Raw genomic sequence first — 19,788 nt, 5'->3', positions numbered from 1 at the left:
ATTGCGTTACTGCGTTACTGCGCGCCGAGCTTCCTGATCAGCACGTCGAGCTGCACCGTTTCTTCTTCGGTCAGATCGGTCAGCGGTGCGCGCACCGGACCCGCGCTGTGGCCGACCAGCTTCGCGCCGGCCTTCACGATGCTGACGGCGTAACCCTGGCGGCGGTTGCGGATTGCCAGATACGGCAGGAAGAACTCGTCGAGCAGCTTGCCGACGGTCGCCTGGTCGTCCGCGGCAATCGCGCGGTAAAAGTCCATCGCGGTCTTCGGAATGAAGTTGAACACCGCCGACGAGTACACCGGCACGCCCAGCGCCTTGTAGGCGGCAGCGTAAACTTCAGCGGTCGGCAGGCCGCCGAGATACGAGAAGCGGTCGCCGAGACGGCGGCGGATCGTCACCATGTTCTCGATCTCGCCCACGCCGTCCTTGAAGCCGATCAGGTTGGGGCAGCGCTCGGCCAGCCCTTCGAGCATGTCGGCGTTAAGCTTGGAGTTCGCGCGGTTGTAGATGATCACACCCATGTTCGGCACGGACTTGCAGACTTCTTCCGCGTGCGCCGCGATACCTTCCTGGCAGGCTTCAGTCAGGTAGTGGGGCATCAACAGAATGCCGTTCGCGCCGTGACGTTCGGCTTCCTGGGCATACGCGATCGCCACGCGGGTCGGGCCGCCCGCGCCGGCGAGAATCGGCACCTTGCCTTTGCAGACTTCAGTTGCCGTGCGTACGACGTTCGAGTAGTCGTTATGCGTGAGCGAAAAGAATTCGCCCGTGCCGCCGGCGACGAACAGCGCCGAAGCACCGTAAGGAGCGAGCCATTCCAGGCGCTCAGCATAGGTATCGGCGCGGAATTCGCCTTGCTCGTCGAAGTCGGTAACGGGGAAGGACAGAAGGCCTTCGGAAACGATCTGCTTGAGTTCCTGCGGTGTCGTCATGATGAATATCCAGGGCGTCGAATAGGGATGGTATGTAGAAATGGAGATTTCTTATACGTCATCGTACAACAACAAATCGACTAACTCAACGGTGTTTTCACGGCATAATGCGCGTCATAGGGTAAATACGGAACGTCTGCTTAATCTTCTGTGTTGTAGGATGACGTATGAATGGTTGGCGCAGCAGGCGTGAAACCGCCATAAGGATCGATGCAATGGAACAAACCCCGCTCTACATTCGCGTTCACCCCAATGACAATGTTGCGATCGTCGTCAACGACGGCGGTCTGGGTGAGGGCGCCGTGTTTCCCGATGGTCTTGCGCTGCGCGAGCGTGTTCCGCAAGGGCACAAAGTCGCGCTGGCCGATCTCGCGGAAGGCGCCGAGGTCATCCGCTATAACGTGGTGATCGGGTACGCCCTCAAGGCCTTGCCGAAGGGCAGCTGGATCAACGAACACGTGATTCGCATGCCGAGTCCGCCCGGACTCGACAATCTGCCGATCGCCACCGTCAAGGCGCCGGATATGCCGCCGCTGGAAGGCTTCACGTTCGAGGGCTATCGCAATGCCGACGGCTCGGTCGGCTCGCGCAATATTCTGGCGATCACGACCACGGTGCAATGCGTCGCCGACGTGGTTCAGCACGCGGTCACGCGCATCAAGGCCGAGTTGCTGCCGCACTACCCCAATGTCGACGATGTGGTGAGCCTTGGGCATACCTATGGTTGCGGCGTCGCAATCGACGCGCCGGACGCGATGGTGCCGATCCGCACCGTGCGCAACATCAGTCTGAATCCGAATTTTGGCGGCGAAGTGATGATGGTCAGCCTCGGTTGCGAGAAGCTGCAGCCTGAACGCCTGATGCCGCCGGGCACGATTCCGATTGCCGCTGCTGCGAATGTCGCCGAAGTGGCCGACATCGGCGACGTCGAGGCCGATCTGAACGGCGACGTGGTGGTGCTTCAGGACGAAGCGCATGTCGGCTTCCAGTCGATGATCGAGTCGATCATGAGAATGGCCGAGGGCCATCTGAAGCGGCTGAACAATCGCCGCCGCGAGACCTGCCCGGCCTCCGATCTGGTGATCGGCGTGCAGTGCGGCGGCAGCGATGCATTTTCCGGGCTGACGGCGAATCCCGCGGTGGGCTTTGCCACCGATCTGCTGGTGCGCGCCGGTGCGACGGTGATGTTCTCCGAAGTCACCGAAGTGCGCGACGGCGTCGATCAACTGACGGCGCGCGCGGCCAACGCGGAGGTGGCGGCTGCAATCATCCGCGAGATGCAGTGGTACGACGATTATCTGAAGCGCGGCGGCGCGGACCGTAGTGCCAACACCACGCCGGGCAACAAGAAGGGCGGTTTGTCGAACATCGTTGAAAAGGCGATGGGTTCGATCATCAAGTCGGGCAACTCGGCCATCTCCGGCGTGCTGTCGCCTGGTGAAAAGGTCAGGCAGAAGGGCCTGATTTACGCGGCCACGCCGGCCAGCGATTTCATCTGCGGCACGCTGCAAGTCGCAGCAGGCATCAACCTGCATGTGTTTACGACCGGCCGTGGCACGCCGTACAGCCTCGCGGAAGTGCCCGTCATCAAGGTCGCGACGCGCTCCGATCTCGCACGCCGCTGGCATGATCTGATGGATATCAATGCCGGTACCATTGCGACCGGCGCGGCGACGATCGAAGACGTGGGTTGGGAGTTGTTCCGCCTGATGCTCGAGGTCGCAAGCGGACGCAAAGAGACCTGCGCGGAAAAACTCAAACTCCATAATGCGTTGACGCTGTTCAATCCGGCGCCGGTGACCTGACAGATCCGACCGACCCGATCGCAGTGGTAGCCATCACGACAAAGACTGAGATATGACTGACTCGAACCTTGACCGCCCGGCGGCGCAGAAACCTTTCCGCCGTCTTTTGCTCACCGGCGCTGCCGGCAACCTCGGCCAGCAGTTGCGCGGTGCGCTCGCTGCGTGGGCCGATGCGGTGCGCGTCACCGATATCGCGCCGCTGGGCGAAGTGGCGGCGCACGAAGAAGCATCGATCGTGGATCTCGCTGATGAAGCCGCCGTTCGCACACTGCTCGAAGGCGTGGATGCGGTCGTTCACCTGGGCGGTATTTCCGTCGAGGCGCCGTTCGAAGATCTGCTCGAAGCGAATATCCGTGGCCTGTACAACCTCTATTCGGCTGCGCAGAAGCAGGGCGTGAAGCGCATCGTATATGCGAGCTCGAATCATGCCGTGGGTTTTCATCCGACGACATCGGTGCTCGATATCGACGCGCCGCTGCGTCCTGACAGCCTGTATGGCGTGACGAAATGCTTCGGCGAATCGCTGTCGCGCTATTACTTCGACCGCTTCGGTCTCGAGACAGTGTGCCTGCGGATCGGCTCGTCGTTCGAGCAGCCGAAGAATCCGCGCATGCTCGTCACCTATCTGAGCTTTCGCGACTTCATCGAACTGGTGCGCTGCTCGCTGTTCACCAACCGGGTCGGGCACGCGATCGTCTATGGCGTGTCGGATAACCGGACCAAGTGGATCGATAACACCAAGGCGGCGTTTCTCGGGTTTCGCCCGCAAGACAGCTCCATCGAATTCGAGCATCTCTTCCCGGTCACGGCGCCCACCGCCGATCTCGCCGATCCGACGCAGCATTTCCAGGGCGGCCCGTTTGTGCTGGCCGGTCCGATGGAACCGAAGCGGTGAGCGTCATGGCGAACCCGCAGGCGGAACGCCTTGAGGCGGCAGGGCAGACACCTGCATCGGTCGGCGAGAGTCCCGTATGGCGTGCTGCGGAACAGGCGCTCTACTGGGTGGATATTCCGGCCCAAAAGATCGTGCGGCTGCGGCTCGATTCGGGAGAGCGCGCCGAGTGGCAATTGCCTGAGAAGGTGGCGTGCATCGCTTTCGATCAACACGGCACGGTGTTGGCGGGCTGTGAGACGGGACTCTTCGCGGTCACGCTGACTGAAGGTGCGCCCGGTGGTGAACCGGTGAAGGTGACGGGCCGAAAGCTCGCCGCACCGGTCTTCGCATTCGACGATATGCGCTTCAACGACGGCCGTTGCGATCGGCAAGGGCGCTTCTGGTCCGGCACGATGGTGCAGGACATGGCGGCCGCCAATCCCGCGGGTGCGCTCTATCGCTTCGATGAGCGCGGCGTATTGTCGGAGCCGGTCGTCGACGCGTTGATCACGCAAAACGGCCTGGCGTGGTCGCCCGATGGGACCACGATGTATCTGTCGGACTCGCATCCTCTGCGCCGGCAAATCTGGGCATTCGATTACGACATCGACGCGGGCGAGCCCCGTAATCGGCGCGTATTCGCCGATCTGCATCACTATGCCGGTCGGCCGGACGGCGCCGCCGTGGATGCCGATGGCTGCTACTGGATCTGCGCGAACGACGCAGGCCTGTTGCTGCGCTTCACGCCGCAAGGCAAGCTCGATCGCCAGATCGCCGTGCCGGCCGTGAAGCCGGCAATGTGCGCGTTCGGCGGCAGCAATCTGGATACGCTGTTCGTGACGTCGATTCGTCCCGCGACTGGCGCGAGCGAACACGACGGCCATCTCTTTGCCGTTCGCCCCGGCGTGGGCGGCCTCCCCGAGCCGGAATACGCGGGCAAACTCTGAAAACGCGCGGTGCATGAGACGGGCGTCGAGTTATTAGTACGTCGACGCCCAACAGTCGCAGCTTTTTATTCATCACTCGTCGTACAACATAGTGGCATAAATGCCACTTTCGGGTCATCTCCCTCGCTACGAAAAACATAAATCCGCGAGGTGAAGATTTCGCTCGTTTCCTTTTCTGGCTTGGCTTTTAAGCCTGAAATCAATCCGGAAACTCTTACGCCCAACCTGCCGTCGTGCGGGTAAATACCGGCTGTACAACTCATACCACGTTTTATAGACTTCATATGTCGTCGTACAACATATGAGTCCAAACAAATTGCTTTCGAGATAGCTTTTGGGCCGCTGGACAAAGAGGGCAGCGTTCTCTGCGCGTGTTGACCAACTTCACGCGAGATTGATGCCGATGCAGCCGAAGTAGAGAAGTCGAGTTGTCTGACAGGAGTGCTGAGCATCTGTGCCGGGGACGTCAACACAGGCCAGCACGGCAAAGCGCTTGCTTACCCGTATGGGTGGCGCGCGTAGAGCCGGGAGACGTATCAAAACCATGTCGCATCCCAAAGCGGTTCGCCGCAAACGGTCATTCACGAGCGGCCCTCCGCAATCGATTGGGTGATCTATTTTTCAAGGAATGTCACGATGAACAAGAAGTTTGCCTCTTCCCGTGTTTCGATGATTGTCGCGGCCTCCGTGCTGGCGTTCAGCACCGTGTCGGCACACGCCCGCGTGTTCCGTGTGTCGGACGTGCATGGCGATACTTATCCGACCAATATGGCCGTGAAGTACATGGGTGAAGAAATCAGCAAGGCAACCGGTGGCAAGGATTCCGTGAAGGTCTTTGGCAACAGCGCGCTGGGTTCCGAAAACGACACGATCGATCAGGTGCGCATCGGCGCGCTGGACATGGCGCGCGCCAACGGCGCGGCGTTCAACGAGATCGTGCCTGAATCGATGATTCCGTCGCTGCCATTCCTGTTTCGCGACATCGACCATTTCCGCAAGGTGATGTACGGCCCGGAAGGCCAGAAGATTCTCGACGCCTTCAAGGCGAAGGGCATGATCGCGCTGACGTTCTATGAGAGCGGTGCGCGCTCGATGTACGCGAAAAAGGCGATCCATTCGCCCGCCGACATGAAGGGTCTCAAGGTGCGCGTGCAGCCATCGGATCTGATGGTCGACGAAATCAAGGCGATGGGCGGCACGCCGACGCCGATGCCGTTCGCCGAAGTCTATACGGGCCTGAAGACGGGTCTGGTGGATGGCGCGGAAAACAACTTGCCGTCGTACGAAGAGACCAAGCACTTCGAAGTCGCGCAGGTTTATTCGGAAACCCAGCATTCGATGACGCCGGAAGTCCTGGTGTTCTCCAAGAAGGTTTGGGACACGCTGACGCCGCAAGAGCAGGACATCATCAAAAAGGCTGCGGCTGACTCGGTGCCTTACTACGAGAAGCTGTGGACCGCGCGCGAAGCCGACGCGGCAAAGACGGTCACGAAGGGTGGCGCGACGATCGTCGCCGCGTCGCAGATCGACCGTGCAGCCTTCGTGAAGGCGATGCAGCCGGTCTGGGCGAAGTACGAGAAGACGCCGCAAATGAAGCAGCTCGTCGACGAAATCCAGGCAGTCAAATAAGTCCGGCAGTAACGCGGTGGCGAAAAGCCTTGCAGCAAGCGCTGAAGGTTTTTCCCGCCGCGCGGTTTCCTGAGCCAATGCTGGTTAGCAGGATTCCTGAAGATTAAATACAAGTCCGCTGTAGGCAAGGATGGGGTCAATGAGATTCATGAAGCGCCCAAATGATTTTCTCTTCCGTGTGCTGGTGGTCGTGGCGTCGGCGAGTCTTGCCACGCTGTGCCTGTTGGTGATTTATAGCGTCGTGATGCGCTATGTATTCAGCGATGCACCGGATTTCGTCGAGCCCATTGCCCTCTTGCTGGTGATTGTGATCGCCATGTTCGGCGCTGCGCTCAAAGTTCGCGAAGGCGGCCATATCGGGCTTGACTCGCTAGTCAAGAAGCTGCCGCCGAAAGGCCAGGTGGCCGCCCATGCATTCCAGCATATCTGCCTGATCGTGCTGGCTGTGGCAATTTTCTTCGGCTGCTTGCAGATGGCGGAGACGACGATGGATGACAAGATCCCGATCCTGGGCCTTCCGGAAGCGCTTCGTTATCTGATTCCGATTATTGCTAGCACCTGCATCGCGCTGTTCTCGTTCGAGAACCTGCTGGGGCTTTTCGCACAGAAACAAAAATAGAAGAATCATGGAACTTGCCATCCTCTCAGTTAGTTTCCTCGTTTTCCTCGTATTCGGGGTTCCTGTTTCGTTTGCGCTGGGACTCTCGTGCGTCCTGACTTATCTGTATGAAGGTCTGCCGGCGGCCACCGCCATGCAGTCGATGATTTCCGGAATGAACGCGTTTTCGTTCCTTGCAGTTCCGTTCTTCATTTTCTCCGGCGAGTTGATGCTGCACGGCGGTATCGCCGACCGCATCCTGCGTTTCGCGCAGGCCACGGTGGGTCATTTCCGCGGTGGGCTCGGCATGGCTAACGTGGTTGCGTGTACGTTGTTCGGCGGCGTGTCCGGTTCGCCGACGGCGGACACTTCTGCCATGGGCGGCGTCGTCATTCCGCTGATGAAGCGCGAAGGCTACAGCGCGGCCTATGCGGTCAACGTGACGACCCATTCGTCGCTGGCGGGCGCGTTGATGCCCACGTCGACGAACATGATCATCTATGCGTTCGCGGCCCAAGGCATTACCGGAACGTTGAACGGTCAGCAACTGAGTGGCGTGTCGATTGGCGATCTGTTGTTTTCGGGGCTGTTGCCGGTTCTGTGGGTGATGGGTTTCGTGCTCATCGCAGCGTACTGGCAGGCCGTGAAGTACGGCTACCCGCGCCGCCCCGACGGCTCGACCGAATTGCAGCGCTTTCCTGGCTGGTTCGCCGTGGCCCGCACGTTCCTTGGCGCATTGCCGGGCTTGATGGTAATCGCGATCATTCTGGTCTGCGTGGCGAGAGGTATCGCTACAGCGACGGAAGCGGCTGCTATTGCCGTGGCTTATTCGCTGGTATTGACCATCGTCGTCTATCGCACGATGACGATGAAGAAGCTCTCTCATGCGCTGTCCAAGGCGGCGAAAACCACTGGCGTGGTGCTGCTCCTGATTGGTGTGTCGAACATGCTGCGCTACCAGATGGCCTATCTGGAGATTCCCGACGCAATCGAACACATGCTCGACGGTGCAACGAGTCACGCCTGGTTGATGCTGCTTTACATCAACGTCCTGCAGATTTTCCTCGGCACGTTCGTCGACATGGCCGCGCATATCCTGATCACCACGCCATTGTTCCTGCCGATGGCGATGCATGCGGGCGTTGGCCCGGTGCAGTTCGGGATCATGATTTTGCTGAACTGTGCATTGGGTCTGGTGCATCCGCCGATCGGTTCGGTGCAATTCATCGGCTGCGCGATTGGCAATGTGTCGATCGGTGAAACTACCAAGGTGGCATGGCCTTATTACCTGGCTATCTTCAGCGCGATCAACATTGTGACGTACGTACCGATGTTTTCGACGTGGTTGCCGAGCCTGATCAATGGCCACCCGGTGTTTTGAACGCTTGACCACAAGGCGGCGCCGGTGAGGCATTGCCAGACACAAAGATAAATTTTTTTACAGAGGAGCAAAAATGAAAAAGGCACTAGCAACCTCGGCCCTTGGGTTGGCCGCCCTCGGCGCGCACGCTCAGACCAGCGTGACGTTGTACGGTATCGTCGATACGGGGATCGGCTATCAAAGCAGCTCGACGTCACTCGGTTCGACCACCGGTGGCCGCTCGGCCGTCAAGATGGTCAACGGCATCTGGGCGGGCAGCCGCTTCGGCCTGAAGGGCGCTGAGGACCTGGGCGGTGGCACGAAGGCGATCTTCCAGTTGGAAGAGGGCTTTAACAGCGCAACCGGCGCGCAGTCCGTTTCCGGCCTGGCGTTCAATCGGCAAGCGTATGTCGGCGTGGCCAATGCCACCTACGGCTCGCTGACCGCAGGCCGCCAGTACACGTCGTACTACACGTTGCTGTCGCCCTATAGCCCGACCACGTGGCTGACGGGCGCGTACGGCGCACACCCGGGCGATATCGATTCGCTGGATACGCTGTACCGCGCGAATAACTCGCTGGTGTATACGTCGCCGAGCATGTACGGTCTGACGGTGAGCGGTTCGTATTCGCTGGGCGGCGTGGCTGGCAGCACCAATGCCGGTTCGACGTATAGCGCGGCGGTTCAGTACCTGAACGGTCCGTTTGGCATCGCAGCGGGCTACCAGCGTATCAATAACTCGACGCCTGGCGGCGGTGCGTGGGGTGCTGATTCCACCACGTCGAATGCCGGCGCGCAGACGGCTGTGTCGGGCATTAACAACGGCTATCAGACGGCGCAGGCGCAGCAGCGCGTTGCGGTGACGGGCGGCTACGCGTTCACGTCGCAATGGGACGTCTCGTTCTCGTACTCGAACGTGCAATACATCCCGGGTGTGAACTCGAAGTTCCACAACCAGGCGATCTTCAACACGGCCGGTGCCGTGCTGCACTTCAAGCCGCTGACCGCGCTGGACCTGGCTGCGGGTTATAGCTACACGCGCGCCACGCAGTCGAACGGCATCTCGAGCTCGGCTCGCTATCAGCAGTTCAATCTCTCGCAGTACTACAGCCTCTCCAAGCGTACGGGTCTGTATGCGCTCGAGGCATATCAACGTGCGGGTGGTCAGACGCTGGGAACGAACGGCACGAGCATCATCAATGCAACGGCCGATATCGGCGACGGCCAGAACGGCGCGCCGTCTTCGTCACGCAGCCAGTTTGCTGCGGGTGTGGGCATCATCCACAAGTTCTGATTGTGTAGCGGAGTGGCGGCGTCTGTCGATGCCGCCACGGCGGCGCGTATCAGATACGCGTCGCTCGGAAGTACCGGCTGCGCGCGCAATGCGCGCAGTTTTTCTGGCGATGCACAGTTTTCGAGCATCGCGCGCGCCGGCGTTCAGGCCTGCGCTTCAGACCACAAACGCCCACCTGTTGCCCAGTTTTCGCGTTTGACGTCGGTGAGGATAACGTCTACCGAGTTCGGTTCGACGCCGAGCGATTCGCAAGTCGCTTTAGTGATGGCTTCGACAAACTGGCGTTTCTGTTCCAGCGAGCGGCCTTCGAAGAGTTCGATATGAAACGTGGGCATTGCATGACTCCGTGATGGGTGACGTTGATAAATAAACTAATCGCGGTACGTGCGATCGAGCCGATCGAGCGTGCGCAGCAACGCGGGCCATTCCAGCGCGCCTTCGATTGCACCACCGTCGTACAACTGATCGGCCGTGCGTGCGGCGATGGCATCGCCTGGCACGACGAGCTCGCTGCCACATGCTTGCGCCTGTAACTGGATTTCGCAGGCCTTGATCAGCGTGGCCATGAGCACATAGGCTTCGGCGACAGTGCGGCCGGCAGTCAGCGTGCCATGGTTGCGCAACAGCATGGCCGGTTTGCCGGCAAGATGCGCGACGAGGCGCTCGCCTTCGGTCGGCGTAAAGGCGAGGCCTTCGTAATCGTGATACGCGAGGTGGCCGTAAAAGCGCAGCGCATGTTGCGAGGCCGGCAGCAAGCCGGCCGGTTGAGCGGAAACCGCCACGCCCGCCGTATTGTGCAAATGCATCACGCAGAAGGCATCGGGGCGTGCCGCATGCACGGCGGCGTGCAGCGCGAAACCGGTCGCGTTGACGGGATGCTCGCTCGTGCCGACTATGTTGCCTTCGATATCGATCTTTACCAGATTCGACGCGCACACTTCGTCGAACGCGAGACCGAACGGATTGATCAGGAAGTGGCCGGGTTCACCGGGAACGCTGGCTGAGATATGTGTGTAGACCAGGTCGTCCCAGTCATTGAGCGCCGCGAGGCGATAGGCGGCGGCCAGATCGACGCGGGTCTGTTGTTCGGCGTCGGACATCGGCCCCGCCTCGGCGACACGGCCGGAGGGCGTGTGGGTGAACGACATGTCTGTCTCCTGAAATTGTCTGGTCCGCACCATGCGTAAAACGGCGAGTGAGCCACTGCATGCTCCATGTCGCGAGTACGAACGGCGCAGTCATAGCCGGCAACGCATAGTAAGTGGCCGCCATTTGCAACACGACGGAAAGTACAACACCGCCGAGCGTCGCCGCGATACCGCAATCGGCCAGCGCGATTGCGGTCAGCGCACCGTTGAATCCTAACAGGCCTGCCTCGAATGAGTTTGCGTTAGCGCCGAACAGCAGGTGCACGGCGCTCGCGAGGCCAGCGCCGATCGACGCCCACAGCGCGTGCCGCCGTGACGCCGCGGCGATTCCAATCAGGACGAGCAAACCCGGCAACGCGCCGGACGCAAAACCGGTTTGTGCGAACCCGGCGAGCAAGCCGCTGCTCAATTGCACCGCATCGAGCGTGCGCCCAGCGGTGAAGCTTGCTTGTTGAGCGACGCGCGTCGCCAGCGGCAACCAAAGCCACGTGACGATCAGACAGGGGCTCGAGAAACAGCCGAGCTTTCGCGCACGTAGCCAGCGCAACCACGGTTCCAGCAGCCACGCAGTGCCGGTCGCGGCCAGAATCGCCACGGCGGCGGCCGTCGCATTGTCGGCGATGAAGCTGAACGCAGCGAGACCGGCCAGCGCGCCGTTAAAGCCATGCAAACCGGCGCGCGTGTCATCCTCGCGATAGCCCGCCAATACAGCGCTCACGTTGGCCGCGATCGCGCCCATCAGCGCCGCGCATGCGAGGCGCGGGTCGCATAGCAGCCATGCGGCGAGCAGGCACGCGCCGGTGAAGGCGTTCGATTGCAGCACAATCTGGCCGAGGCTGCGCAACAAGGTGCGCAAGGCGGCGGATTGTGTTTCGGTTGCGGCGACGGGCATGGTTTAGGGACGGCGAATTCGATGCGGCGCGACGTTGCCGCGTGCAAGCCAGGCGCGCGCGGCGGGTCAGGTTGAGTGTGAACCGCGAGCATAGGCCACTTGCCCCGGGCCAGGCATTGCCGGGCGTTGATAGTGGCTATTTGCGACACACGCGCACCATGGGGCCACGAGCCGCAGAGCAACGAGCCGAAAAGCCGAAGCGCAACGTGTCGGCGAACCGAAAACTTTCGCGCTACGATAGGAACCCGGCGCGCTTGCCGTGCCATTTCACAAGGAGACAGGCTGATGCGTGAATTACGATGGGCATCGGAAGAGGATGACGGCATCGAACATCTGGCGTTCGACGCGCGCGCGGATGGCTTTGCGGTGGAGAGCGCCCTGGTCGGACAGCGCTACGGCAAAGCGTATGGCCTGCACTATAAGGTGCGCTGCGACGCGCAATGGCGCACCACGTATGCGTGGCTGAAGATCGTCGGCGGCGGTGAGCTGGAATTGCACGGCGACGGCGCCGGCCATTGGCACGATGGCCACGGCCGCGTCCTGAGCGCGATTGAAGGCTGTATCGATATCGATATCGCCGCGACGCCCTACACGAACACGTTGCCGATCCGCCGTTTGCAACTGGCCGAAGGCGCGCGCCAGCCGATTTCCGTGGCCTATATTTCAACCCCGGATTTGCAGGTCACGCGCGCCGAGCAGGCGTATTCGTGCATCGAGTTGAATCGCGTGTATCGCTACGAGGGCATCTTCCGCAATTTCACCGCCAACCTGACGGTGGATGAAGACGGCCTCGTGATCGACTATCCGACGCTGTTCACGCGCCTGCCGCGCGGGCGTTGATCGTCGAGGTGCCGGGGCCGCCGTTGCCTGCCGGCAGCTGCCGGTGCTGCTCGACAAAGCCCTCGATGGCTGTCGCGATACGCTCCGGTTCGCACAATACGACCCAATGGCCAGCATCGATTTCGGTGCGGCTATATGCGCCGAGCCAGCCTTCGAGCCCAATGGAAAGCTCGGGCCCGACGTAGCGATCGCGCAGCGGCACGATGAACTGCACCGGCGTATGCGCAAGGCGTGCGCGCGGGTGCAGCAACTTGTCGATGAAATTGGCGCGATAGAGATTCAGGCCATTGATCGCGTTGCGCGTTTGCGCGGGATCGCGTTCAGGGCGCACTCGTTCGGTCAGGCGCAGCCAAAACGGCCACATGCGCGCACCGCCTGCTCGCCACACGAACTCCGGCAGCAACGGCAGGTGAAAGAAGAAGATGTACCAGGATTTGAGCGTTTGCCGCAGACCGCTGCCGAACGGGCGCTTTGCTGCCTGATGTGGTTCGGGCTGTTCCGCAGGATCAGCACCAGCGGCGCCAGCGCCGCCACGTAAGCCGAACGACGCGTGATCGAGGCACGGCCCGGAGATCGACGTGTACGACGCAATGCGGCCTTTGAAGGCCGGATCGGTGACTGCTTCCCAGCTTTGAATCGAACCCCAGTCGTGGCCGACCAGGTGAAAGGGCCGGGTGCCGCACGTTGCATCGGCGACCGCGGCGAGATCGGCGGCCAAGCGTTCGAGCCGGTAAGCCGCACGTGACGCTGGCGCGCCGGATGCCCCCGCGCCACGCACGTCATAACTGATCACGCGATAGCGCGCGTCGAGTTGCGCGCGCACCGGTTCCCACACTGCCGCCGAATCCGGATAACCGTGCACCAGCACGATCGGTGGCGCGTCGCGCGGTCCACTCACGTAGACCGCGAGCCGCACGTCGCCGGCCTCGACCGACAGCGTGTCGCGTATCACGCGGCCGCCCGCACACCGCGTCGCGCGGCTTTGCGTGCGCTTGGCGTGGCCGCGTTGGTGGCGTCGACCGCAGCGATGAGACCGTCAATGCGCGACAGTTGCGCGCGATTATCGTGATCCCATGGATGGAAGCCCGGCCGGAAAAAGCTTAGCCATTCGCCGGCGATACGCGGAAACACGCCATGACGCGGGCCGTACAGATACTTCACGACGCGCCACATGCCACGGATATGGCCGCCGCGTTTGCGATCAGCGATTAGCAGACGCACGTGGAAGTCGAACACGATCAGCCAGAAGGTCAGCGTAGTGGCGAGCATCGTACCGGTGCGCAGTAGATAGCGTCCGAGGCCGGGCTTCAGCACCGTATTCCACACGTCGTACGAAACCGATTTATGTTCGGTTTCTTCGAGCGCATGCCACGTCCACATCTGCGTATAGCCTTCGACTGAACCGCCGATACGCGATGCGTCCTCCAGCAGCAGGCCCGCCAGCATCGCCGTGTAATGCTCGAGGCAGACCGTGACCGCGAGTTGATAAGAATGCGGCAGGATCTTGCGGCCGAAGTTGAGAATCGCCCACAGCCGCTTGTCGAGCTTGTGCGCGGGCAAACCGGCTTCCTGCAACAGATCGTTGTATTCGATGTGCTCGCGCGTATGCATCGCTTCCTGACCGATGAAGCCAAGCACCTGCTTCTTCAACACAGGGTCGTCAACCTGGTCGCGGTAGTTGCGCACGCTGTCCATGAAAAAACGCTCGCCGGCGGGAAAAAGCAGCGAAAGCGCGTTGAAAAAGTGTGTCACGTGCGAGCCCTGCACGTGCCAATCGGCGGCACGTTCGGGCGGCAAGTTGAAACGGAGGTCGCGGCGAACCGGCATCATGGCCTTTCTCCTTGTGATCTTTTATGTGCTGCTAATCGTGCTGATTGCGTGTTTTGCATTGCGTTCGCTGTCGGTCCGCGCATCATGCGCGACGGCCGTCCATTTGCGCGGCGCGGCGCGCGCGCTTTTCCGCAATACGCTTCATGCGGCGCGTCTGCATTACCACCAGCGCCTGATAGGCCGCCGGCAACGTACGCGCCATCCAGTCGGCGGCGCGTGCGTCGCGGCCGATCAACACGCGCCGCTTGTTCTTGCGCACGCCGTCGAGAATCACGCGTGCGGCTTCGTCGGCGGTGGTGATGAAAAATTTCTCGAAGTCGTCCTTGCCTTGCTGTTCGTTTTCCAGCATGAAGCCGACCATGTTCGACGAGATCCGGCTCGACTGCGCGATGCTCGTGCGAATGCCGCCCGGATGCACGCAGGTCGCTGATACACCGCACTTCATCAGATCGAGTTCCTGGCGCAACGCTTCGGTAAAGCCGCGCACGGCGAATTTGGTCGCGTTGTAGCCGCTCATACCGGGCTGCGAGAACAGGCCGAACACGCTCGACGTATTGATGATGTGTCCCGCACCGGAGGCCTTGATATACGGCAGAAACGCCTTCGTGCCGTGCACCACGCCCCAGAAATTGATGCCGACGATCCACTCCAGGTCGGCGTACTCCATTCCTTCGATGGTGCTCGACAGCGCGACGCCTGCGTTGTTGAACACGAGGTTCACACGCTGATGCTGCGCGGCCGTTTCGGCGGCCCAGTCGAACATCGCGGCACGGTCCGACACGTCGAGCACGCACGTGGTAATACGCAACGGCGAGCCGACGATATGCGGCGCGGCCGCCTGCGCGAGTTGCGCGGTTTCTTCGAGGCTTGTGGCATTGCGGTCGGCGAGCGCGAGGTGGCAGCCTTCGCGCGCGAGCCGGATCGCGAGTGAACGGCCCATGCCCGAGCCTGCGCCGGTGATCGCGGCCACTCTGTCGGTGAAGTTTTTCATGGCTTATCTCCTGTCCTCTCTGAACGGTGCCTTGTCGTTGTGCTCTTTTTGATGGTGCTTTTTCAGGTTGCTTCCGCGGACGTCGTGGCCGCGTTGCCGTGAGCATGGGCAGGCTGCGGCTGCGAGCCCGCATGCCCGCTCAGCGGCTGCACGGCGGGCGAATACGCGAGGTAATCGTCCATGCTGAAGGTGTTGGTAGCCTGGCGGAATTTGTAGGCGAATCCTGGCCACAGCGTGGTGTTCTTGCCGGTCTTCGGATCGAGATACCAGCTCTTGCAACCGCCCGTCGACCAGATCGCACGGCCGAGTTTCTGCTGGATCTGTTCGTTGTAGGCGCGCTCTACCTGCGGGCGCACTTCGATCGCGTCGGCGCGTTCGGCCTTCATCGTCTTCAATGCGCGCAGGACGTATTCGACCTGCGATTCGATCATGAACACCATCGAGTTATGACCGAGGCCGGTATTCGGGCCGACGATCATGAAGAAGTTCGGATAACCGGGCAGTGTCGTACCGAGATACGCATGCGCACCATCTCGCCACGTATCGACGATATCGACGCCGCCACGCCCGCGTACCACGCCCGCCGGGAAGGGGTCGGCCACCTGGAAGCCGGTGCCGAAGATCAGGCAGTCGGCCGGATGGCGCGCGCCGTCGGTCGTGATCACGGCGTCTTCTTCCACGCGGGCGATGCCGGTGGTCGTCACCGACACGTTCTCGCGTGACAGCGCGGGGAAGTAGTCGTTCGAGATCAGGATGCGCTTGCAGCCCATCGTGTAGTTCGGCGTGAGCGTGGCGCGCAGTTGCGGGTCGGGCACCTGGCGGCGCAGATGACGCTCCGCGACTTTCTGCGCGGTTTTCATGAGCGAAGGATGAACCGCGAAACCGAGGGCGCGTGATTCGAGCATGCAGTAGAGCGCCGAACGCATGATCTTCTGCGTGAACGGCAGATGCTTGAACAGCCACTGTTCGAAGGGCTTCACCGCGCGGTCGGCCTTCGGCATGATCCACGGCGGCGTGCGCTGGAACAGGTTCAACTGTGAGACGCGCGGCGCGATCTGCGGGACGAACTGAATCGCGCTCGCACCGGTGCCGATCACCGCGACGCGTTTGCCTTCGAGCGAATACGTGTGATCCCAGTGCTGCGAGTGGAACGCTTTGCCCTTGAATTTCTCGATGCCAGGAATGTTCGGCATCGCCGCGCGCGACAGCCCGCCCATCCCCGAGATCAGCACGCGCGCCGACCATTGCTGGCCGTTTGCGAACGTCAGTTGCCAGCGGTGGCGCGTTTCGTCGTAGATCGCGCTCGCCAGTTCATGGCCGAAGCGCAGATGACGCTGAACGCCGAAGCGCTGCGTGCACTCTTCCAGATAAGCGCGAATTTCCGGCTGGCGCGCGAACATGCGGGTCCAGCGCGGATTCGGGGCAAAGGAGAACGAATAGACGTGCGATTGCACGTCGCAGGCACAACCGGGGTAGTGGTTGTCGCGCCAGGTGCCGCCCACCGACTCGGCCTTTTCGGCAATGATGAAGTCGGTCATGCCGGCCTGCCGCAGGCGGATCGCCATCCCGAGGCCGGCAAAGCCGGAGCCGATGATGGCGATATCGGTATCGATAGGCGCGGATGCGTTGGGCGCCGCGTCGTCGAGGGGCATCATGCGTGCGTTCATCCGATCCGTCTCCTTTTTTGTTCGTTCTTAACTGTTACATTGGTTGATGTAACAATAGAGGCTGTCAACGGATGACGCAAGCGAGCCGTTAGACCCTCCGCTCTAGGAATGGCTTCATGATTTTTCACTATGTGAAAATTGACTGTCGGCGTCAGGCATAAAAAAGCGGACCCGCAGGTCCGCCGTTCTTCGCCCCTCTGGCGGTTCATTCATTGCCGCTTCATTTCGCCGCCAGCGCCGCTGCCACCTCGTGGTTTTGCCAGACGTTGTCCTTCACGGTCACTTTCTGCGGAATCAGATGGGCGCCGTAAAACGCATCGGCGACCACCTGCTGCGAGCGTACGATCTCGTCGGTCACGGTGGTGGTGCCGTACGGATAGCGGCGCACCCAGGTTTCGACCAGCTTCTGATCCAGACCGACCTTCGGCGCAATCAGTGCGGCGGTTTCCACCGGATGATCGTTCACCCACAGGCCCGTAGTGCGCAACTGGCTGAGAATCGCGCCGATCACGTCAGGATGCTGCTGGGCGAAGTCGCGTGTGGCCTCATAGAAGTTATAGGGTGCGTTGAGGTCCGAATAATCGACCAGCGTGCGCGCCTTCAGCGCCTGTTGCGCGGAGGCGTAGTACGGGTCCCAGATTACCCATGCGTCGACGGTGCCGCTTTCGAAGGCGGCACGCGCATCGGCGGGCGCCAGGTACACCGGCTGAATGTCTTCGTAACGCACGCCGGCTTTTTTCAGCGCTTCAAGCAGCAGATAGTTCGAGCTCGAACCCTTCTGCAGCGCGACACGTTTGCCCTTCAGTTCCGCCACGCTACGCAGCGCAGAATCGCCTCGGACCAGAATGGCTTCGGCATGACGCCCGGACGGCTCCGCGCCGACGTACACGAAGCGCACGCCGCCGGCCTGCGCGAATACCGGCGGCGGCGCACCGGTGTAGCCGAAGTCGACGCTATTCGCATTCAGTGCTTCAAGCAGTTGTGGGCCGGCCGGAAATTCGAACCATTTGATGCTGTAGCCGAGCGGTTTGAGCTTGTCGTCGAGCGAGCCTTGCGCTTTCAGGATCGCGAGCAAGCCTGATTTCTGATAGCCGATGCGCAGTACCTTAGCCGGCGCCTGGGCGGTGCCCGTGCCGCTGCTTTGAGCGCTTGCGCCTAATGTCGTGAATGCCGCCAGCAATGCGGCGGCGATTGAAAGCGAAAAAGGGGTGTGACGGGCCATCCGGCGAATCTCCATTGCGTTCGATTGGTCGAAGATCGTCGCACGGACGTCCCGCCGGGCAAACGAAGCAATGCAGATTTGAATATGACGCGCGTAGCGCTATTTTTTAGGTTTGTCTTTCTTTGCCGCGGCGCGCTCCGCCACTGCGCCTTCAGGCGGATGGCCCAGCTTCTTTTCCATGATCGCCGCGACGCGGTCGCCGAGATAATCGCCGGAGGCTTCTTCAAGCGCGCGGTTCATTTCGCTTTCGACCAGCACCATTGCCAGCGGTCGCACACGCCAGATTGCTTCGACCAGGGCGGGCACGTCGGCAGGCGGTGGCAGGGCGTCGGCGTCGTAGCGGTCCAGTTGACGGACCACCAGATCGACCAGCGCCTTGGCGACCGCATTGAAGTGCGGCCTTGCGGTACCCACGGCATCGAGCAGGTCGGTGAGTGGAATGCCTTCCTTCGCCAGGGCGGCGCCGGCGGTCAACGCCGTAGGGTTGCCCGACACGAACGAAAGGCCGTCGCGCTCCAGCAAACCGAGATCGACGGCTTTGCCGAGGGCGCTCGGTGAGGCTTTGTTGCCGAACAATTGGAGCAGCTCGATCAGCGAGTATTTTTTCGGCCGTTCGCGCGACCAGCGGCCGCCGATTGCGGTTTCAAGGCCGAGGATGGAACGCAGATCGTGGCCTTCGTCGACGGCCATGATCAGGTCCTGGATGTTCGCGAGCGTATAGCCGCGCGTCAGCAGGTGGTTGATCAGCTTGAGGCGCGACACGTGCGTGTCGTCATACACGCCGACGCGGCCACGCTTTTCCGGCGGCTCGAGCAGGCCGCGGTCCTGATAGGCGCGCACGTTGCGCACGGTGGTGTCAGTGACCCGCGCGAGTTCGTCGACGGTGTATTCATTGCGCGGCACGGCGCTGGCCGGGGCGTTCGAGTCGTCGGGCACGGGCGAAATGGGGGGCGGCGGTTTGGGCATGGGGGGATTTTAACGCGCCGCGCAGCGCTTCAGTCGTGTCCCTGCGCCACATCGTCCGGTAAGGATGAATCGCCTACGCCCAAGGCCCGCTGCATTAGCGTGGTGTCGAGCCACCGGCCGTGCTTGAAGCCGACTGCCTTCAATGTGCCGGTCAATTCGAAACCCAGTTGCGTATGCAGCGACAGTGAACCGCCGCTGCCGCCGTCGGCGATGACGGCGACCATCTGACGCCAGGGTCCGGTTTCGCAGCGTTCGATCAACGCCTGCAATAGCACGCGCCCGAGGCCGCGCCCGCGATACGCGTCGCTGATGTAGATCGAATCCTCGATCGTGTTGCGATAGGCAGCGCGCGGCCGGTAGGGCGTCGCGTAACAATAGCCGGCGACTTCGCCGTCAATCTCCGCCACCATGTACGGCAGCCCGTGGCTGCGCACTGACGCGAGGCGCGTGCGCAGGTCGTCGACGGAAGGCGGGATTTCTTCGAACGAAGCGACCCCGGTCAGCACGTGGTGCGCGTAGATCGCCTGAATCGCGGGCAGATCGGCTTCGGCGGCATCGCGGATGATGGGCGCGGTGCGCGGCGCGGTGGCGGCTGAATCGGCTGAATGGGGCGTGGAGGGCGCGGGGCGGGTGGTGCTCATACGTGTTCCTGTCGTGGCCGGTGGGTCTGAGAATACGTTTTACTATGCCCGCCGCACGCGCGAATTTGAAGCGAGTCAAAAATCGCCATGTTCTATAAGCAGTATCAGCGCGTCGACAGGTGACAGGTGACAGGTGACAGGCGCACGCCAGG

Annotated in this window: 19 protein-coding genes; 8 read left to right on the top strand and 11 right to left on the bottom strand. The window is 61.6% G+C overall.

The genetic code is table 11. The features are described 5' to 3' along the window. Window positions 1–14: 14 nt before the first annotated feature. A complete protein-coding gene (gene kdgD / locus PQQ52_RS16545; RefSeq protein WP_408213200.1) occupies window positions 15–932 on the bottom strand; it encodes a 5-dehydro-4-deoxyglucarate dehydratase in 918 nt (305 codons plus the stop codon). A gap of 215 nt (window positions 933–1,147) precedes the next feature. On the opposite strand from kdgD, the gene garD reads away from it, so the two are divergent. From garD to PQQ52_RS16510, 7 genes are all read left to right on the top strand, one after another. Beyond that, the gene (gene garD / locus PQQ52_RS16540; RefSeq protein WP_408213197.1) at window positions 1,148–2,737 is read left to right on the top strand and encodes a galactarate dehydratase; all 1,590 of its coding nucleotides are present in this window, start codon (window positions 1,148–1,150) and stop codon (window positions 2,735–2,737) included. A gap of 52 nt (window positions 2,738–2,789) precedes the next feature. Then, window positions 2,790–3,632 (top strand): NAD-dependent epimerase/dehydratase family protein, encoded by an 843-nt coding sequence (locus PQQ52_RS16535; protein ID WP_408213195.1) that lies wholly within the window; start codon window positions 2,790–2,792, stop codon window positions 3,630–3,632. A 5-nt stretch (window positions 3,633–3,637) separates the two neighbouring features. Next, on the top strand, window positions 3,638–4,558 hold the full coding sequence (locus PQQ52_RS16530) for an SMP-30/gluconolactonase/LRE family protein (protein ID WP_408213192.1): 921 nt from the start codon (window positions 3,638–3,640) through the stop codon (window positions 4,556–4,558). A 636-nt stretch (window positions 4,559–5,194) separates the two neighbouring features. Then, window positions 5,195–6,187 carry a TRAP transporter substrate-binding protein gene (locus PQQ52_RS16525; protein ID WP_408213190.1) on the top strand — a complete coding sequence of 331 codons (993 nt, stop codon included), beginning with the start codon at window positions 5,195–5,197 and terminating at the stop codon, window positions 6,185–6,187. Window positions 6,188–6,326: 139 nt separating this feature from the next. Next, entirely contained in the window at window positions 6,327–6,806 is a 480-nt protein-coding gene (locus PQQ52_RS16520) for a TRAP transporter small permease (protein WP_408213187.1), read from the top strand. Between the two features lie 7 nt (window positions 6,807–6,813). Next, a complete protein-coding gene (locus PQQ52_RS16515) occupies window positions 6,814–8,166 on the top strand; it encodes a TRAP transporter large permease (protein WP_408213184.1) in 1,353 nt (450 codons plus the stop codon). 73 nt (window positions 8,167–8,239) lie between these two features. Further along, entirely contained in the window at window positions 8,240–9,439 is a 1,200-nt protein-coding gene (locus PQQ52_RS16510) for a porin (protein ID WP_408213181.1), read from the top strand. Window positions 9,440–9,582: 143 nt separating this feature from the next. On the opposite strand, the gene PQQ52_RS16505 is transcribed toward PQQ52_RS16510, so the two are convergent. The 3 genes from PQQ52_RS16505 to PQQ52_RS16495 are packed head-to-tail and all read right to left on the bottom strand — an operon-like array spanning window position 9,583 to window position 11,479. Then, window positions 9,583–9,807, bottom strand: a complete 225-nt coding sequence (locus tag PQQ52_RS16505; protein WP_408213392.1) for a 4-oxalocrotonate tautomerase — start codon at window positions 9,805–9,807, stop codon at window positions 9,583–9,585. A gap of 3 nt (window positions 9,808–9,810) precedes the next feature. Then, window positions 9,811–10,587, bottom strand: coding sequence for a class II aldolase/adducin family protein (locus tag PQQ52_RS16500; RefSeq protein ID WP_408213179.1), 777 nt, complete (start codon window positions 10,585–10,587; stop codon window positions 9,811–9,813). Further along, entirely contained in the window at window positions 10,472–11,479 is a 1,008-nt protein-coding gene (locus PQQ52_RS16495) for an urea transporter (protein WP_408213177.1), read from the bottom strand. The genes PQQ52_RS16500 and PQQ52_RS16495 overlap by 116 nt, the downstream gene beginning before the upstream one ends. A 285-nt stretch (window positions 11,480–11,764) precedes the next feature. On the opposite strand from PQQ52_RS16495, the gene PQQ52_RS16490 reads away from it, so the two are divergent. Further along, window positions 11,765–12,319 (top strand): putative glycolipid-binding domain-containing protein, encoded by a 555-nt coding sequence (locus PQQ52_RS16490; RefSeq protein WP_408213174.1) that lies wholly within the window; start codon window positions 11,765–11,767, stop codon window positions 12,317–12,319. Here PQQ52_RS16490 and PQQ52_RS16485 read toward each other — a convergent pair. From PQQ52_RS16485 to PQQ52_RS16455, 7 genes are all read right to left on the bottom strand, one after another. After that, entirely contained in the window at window positions 12,294–13,271 is a 978-nt protein-coding gene (locus PQQ52_RS16485; protein WP_408213171.1) for an alpha/beta fold hydrolase, read from the bottom strand. The two genes, PQQ52_RS16490 and PQQ52_RS16485, sit on opposite strands and share 26 nt — an antisense overlap. Then, window positions 13,268–14,149 (bottom strand): metal-dependent hydrolase, encoded by an 882-nt coding sequence (locus PQQ52_RS16480; protein WP_408213169.1) that lies wholly within the window; start codon window positions 14,147–14,149, stop codon window positions 13,268–13,270. The genes PQQ52_RS16485 and PQQ52_RS16480 overlap by 4 nt, the downstream gene beginning before the upstream one ends. Window positions 14,150–14,231: 82 nt before the next feature. Beyond that, window positions 14,232–15,140, bottom strand: coding sequence for an SDR family NAD(P)-dependent oxidoreductase (locus PQQ52_RS16475; RefSeq protein WP_408213166.1), 909 nt, complete (start codon window positions 15,138–15,140; stop codon window positions 14,232–14,234). Window positions 15,141–15,202: 62 nt separating this feature from the next. Then, window positions 15,203–16,807, bottom strand: a complete 1,605-nt coding sequence (locus PQQ52_RS16470; RefSeq protein ID WP_408213163.1) for a flavin-containing monooxygenase — start codon at window positions 16,805–16,807, stop codon at window positions 15,203–15,205. A gap of 220 nt (window positions 16,808–17,027) precedes the next feature. Then, window positions 17,028–18,029, bottom strand: a complete 1,002-nt coding sequence (locus PQQ52_RS16465) for a sulfonate ABC transporter substrate-binding protein (RefSeq protein WP_408213160.1) — start codon at window positions 18,027–18,029, stop codon at window positions 17,028–17,030. Between the two features lie 99 nt (window positions 18,030–18,128). Next, window positions 18,129–18,995 carry a MerR family transcriptional regulator gene (locus PQQ52_RS16460; RefSeq protein WP_408213157.1) on the bottom strand — a complete coding sequence of 289 codons (867 nt, stop codon included), beginning with the start codon at window positions 18,993–18,995 and terminating at the stop codon, window positions 18,129–18,131. Between the two features lie 29 nt (window positions 18,996–19,024). Next, window positions 19,025–19,636, bottom strand: a complete 612-nt coding sequence (locus PQQ52_RS16455) for a GNAT family N-acetyltransferase (RefSeq protein WP_408213154.1) — start codon at window positions 19,634–19,636, stop codon at window positions 19,025–19,027. Between the last annotated feature and the right edge of the window lie 152 nt (window positions 19,637–19,788).

Source organism: Paraburkholderia sediminicola, from assembly GCF_046030555.1.
Classification (GTDB): domain Bacteria; phylum Pseudomonadota; class Gammaproteobacteria; order Burkholderiales; family Burkholderiaceae; genus Paraburkholderia; species Paraburkholderia sediminicola_E.
This window is presented reverse-complemented; position numbering and strand designations above follow the sequence as displayed.

What these genes read in the sequence shown, in the direction of transcription:
- kdgD (WP_408213200.1), bottom strand. Translation starts at nt 932, where the DNA reads ATGACGACACCGCAGGAACTCAAGCAGATCGTTTCCGAAGGCCTTCTG.
- garD (WP_408213197.1), top strand. Translation starts at nt 1,148, where the DNA reads ATGGAACAAACCCCGCTCTACATTCGCGTTCACCCCAATGACAATGTT.
- PQQ52_RS16535 (WP_408213195.1), top strand. Translation starts at nt 2,790, where the DNA reads ATGACTGACTCGAACCTTGACCGCCCGGCGGCGCAGAAACCTTTCCGC.
- PQQ52_RS16530 (WP_408213192.1), top strand. Translation starts at nt 3,638, where the DNA reads ATGGCGAACCCGCAGGCGGAACGCCTTGAGGCGGCAGGGCAGACACCT.
- PQQ52_RS16525 (WP_408213190.1), top strand. Translation starts at nt 5,195, where the DNA reads ATGAACAAGAAGTTTGCCTCTTCCCGTGTTTCGATGATTGTCGCGGCC.
- PQQ52_RS16520 (WP_408213187.1), top strand. Translation starts at nt 6,327, where the DNA reads ATGAGATTCATGAAGCGCCCAAATGATTTTCTCTTCCGTGTGCTGGTG.
- PQQ52_RS16515 (WP_408213184.1), top strand. Translation starts at nt 6,814, where the DNA reads ATGGAACTTGCCATCCTCTCAGTTAGTTTCCTCGTTTTCCTCGTATTC.
- PQQ52_RS16510 (WP_408213181.1), top strand. Translation starts at nt 8,240, where the DNA reads ATGAAAAAGGCACTAGCAACCTCGGCCCTTGGGTTGGCCGCCCTCGGC.
- PQQ52_RS16500 (WP_408213179.1), bottom strand. Translation starts at nt 10,587, where the DNA reads ATGTCGTTCACCCACACGCCCTCCGGCCGTGTCGCCGAGGCGGGGCCG.
- PQQ52_RS16495 (WP_408213177.1), bottom strand. Translation starts at nt 11,479, where the DNA reads ATGCCCGTCGCCGCAACCGAAACACAATCCGCCGCCTTGCGCACCTTG.
- PQQ52_RS16490 (WP_408213174.1), top strand. Translation starts at nt 11,765, where the DNA reads ATGCGTGAATTACGATGGGCATCGGAAGAGGATGACGGCATCGAACAT.
- PQQ52_RS16480 (WP_408213169.1), bottom strand. Translation starts at nt 14,149, where the DNA reads ATGATGCCGGTTCGCCGCGACCTCCGTTTCAACTTGCCGCCCGAACGT.
- PQQ52_RS16475 (WP_408213166.1), bottom strand. Translation starts at nt 15,140, where the DNA reads ATGAAAAACTTCACCGACAGAGTGGCCGCGATCACCGGCGCAGGCTCG.
- PQQ52_RS16470 (WP_408213163.1), bottom strand. Translation starts at nt 16,807, where the DNA reads ATGAACGCACGCATGATGCCCCTCGACGACGCGGCGCCCAACGCATCC.
- PQQ52_RS16465 (WP_408213160.1), bottom strand. Translation starts at nt 18,029, where the DNA reads ATGGCCCGTCACACCCCTTTTTCGCTTTCAATCGCCGCCGCATTGCTG.
- PQQ52_RS16460 (WP_408213157.1), bottom strand. Translation starts at nt 18,995, where the DNA reads ATGCCCAAACCGCCGCCCCCCATTTCGCCCGTGCCCGACGACTCGAAC.
- PQQ52_RS16455 (WP_408213154.1), bottom strand. Translation starts at nt 19,636, where the DNA reads ATGAGCACCACCCGCCCCGCGCCCTCCACGCCCCATTCAGCCGATTCA.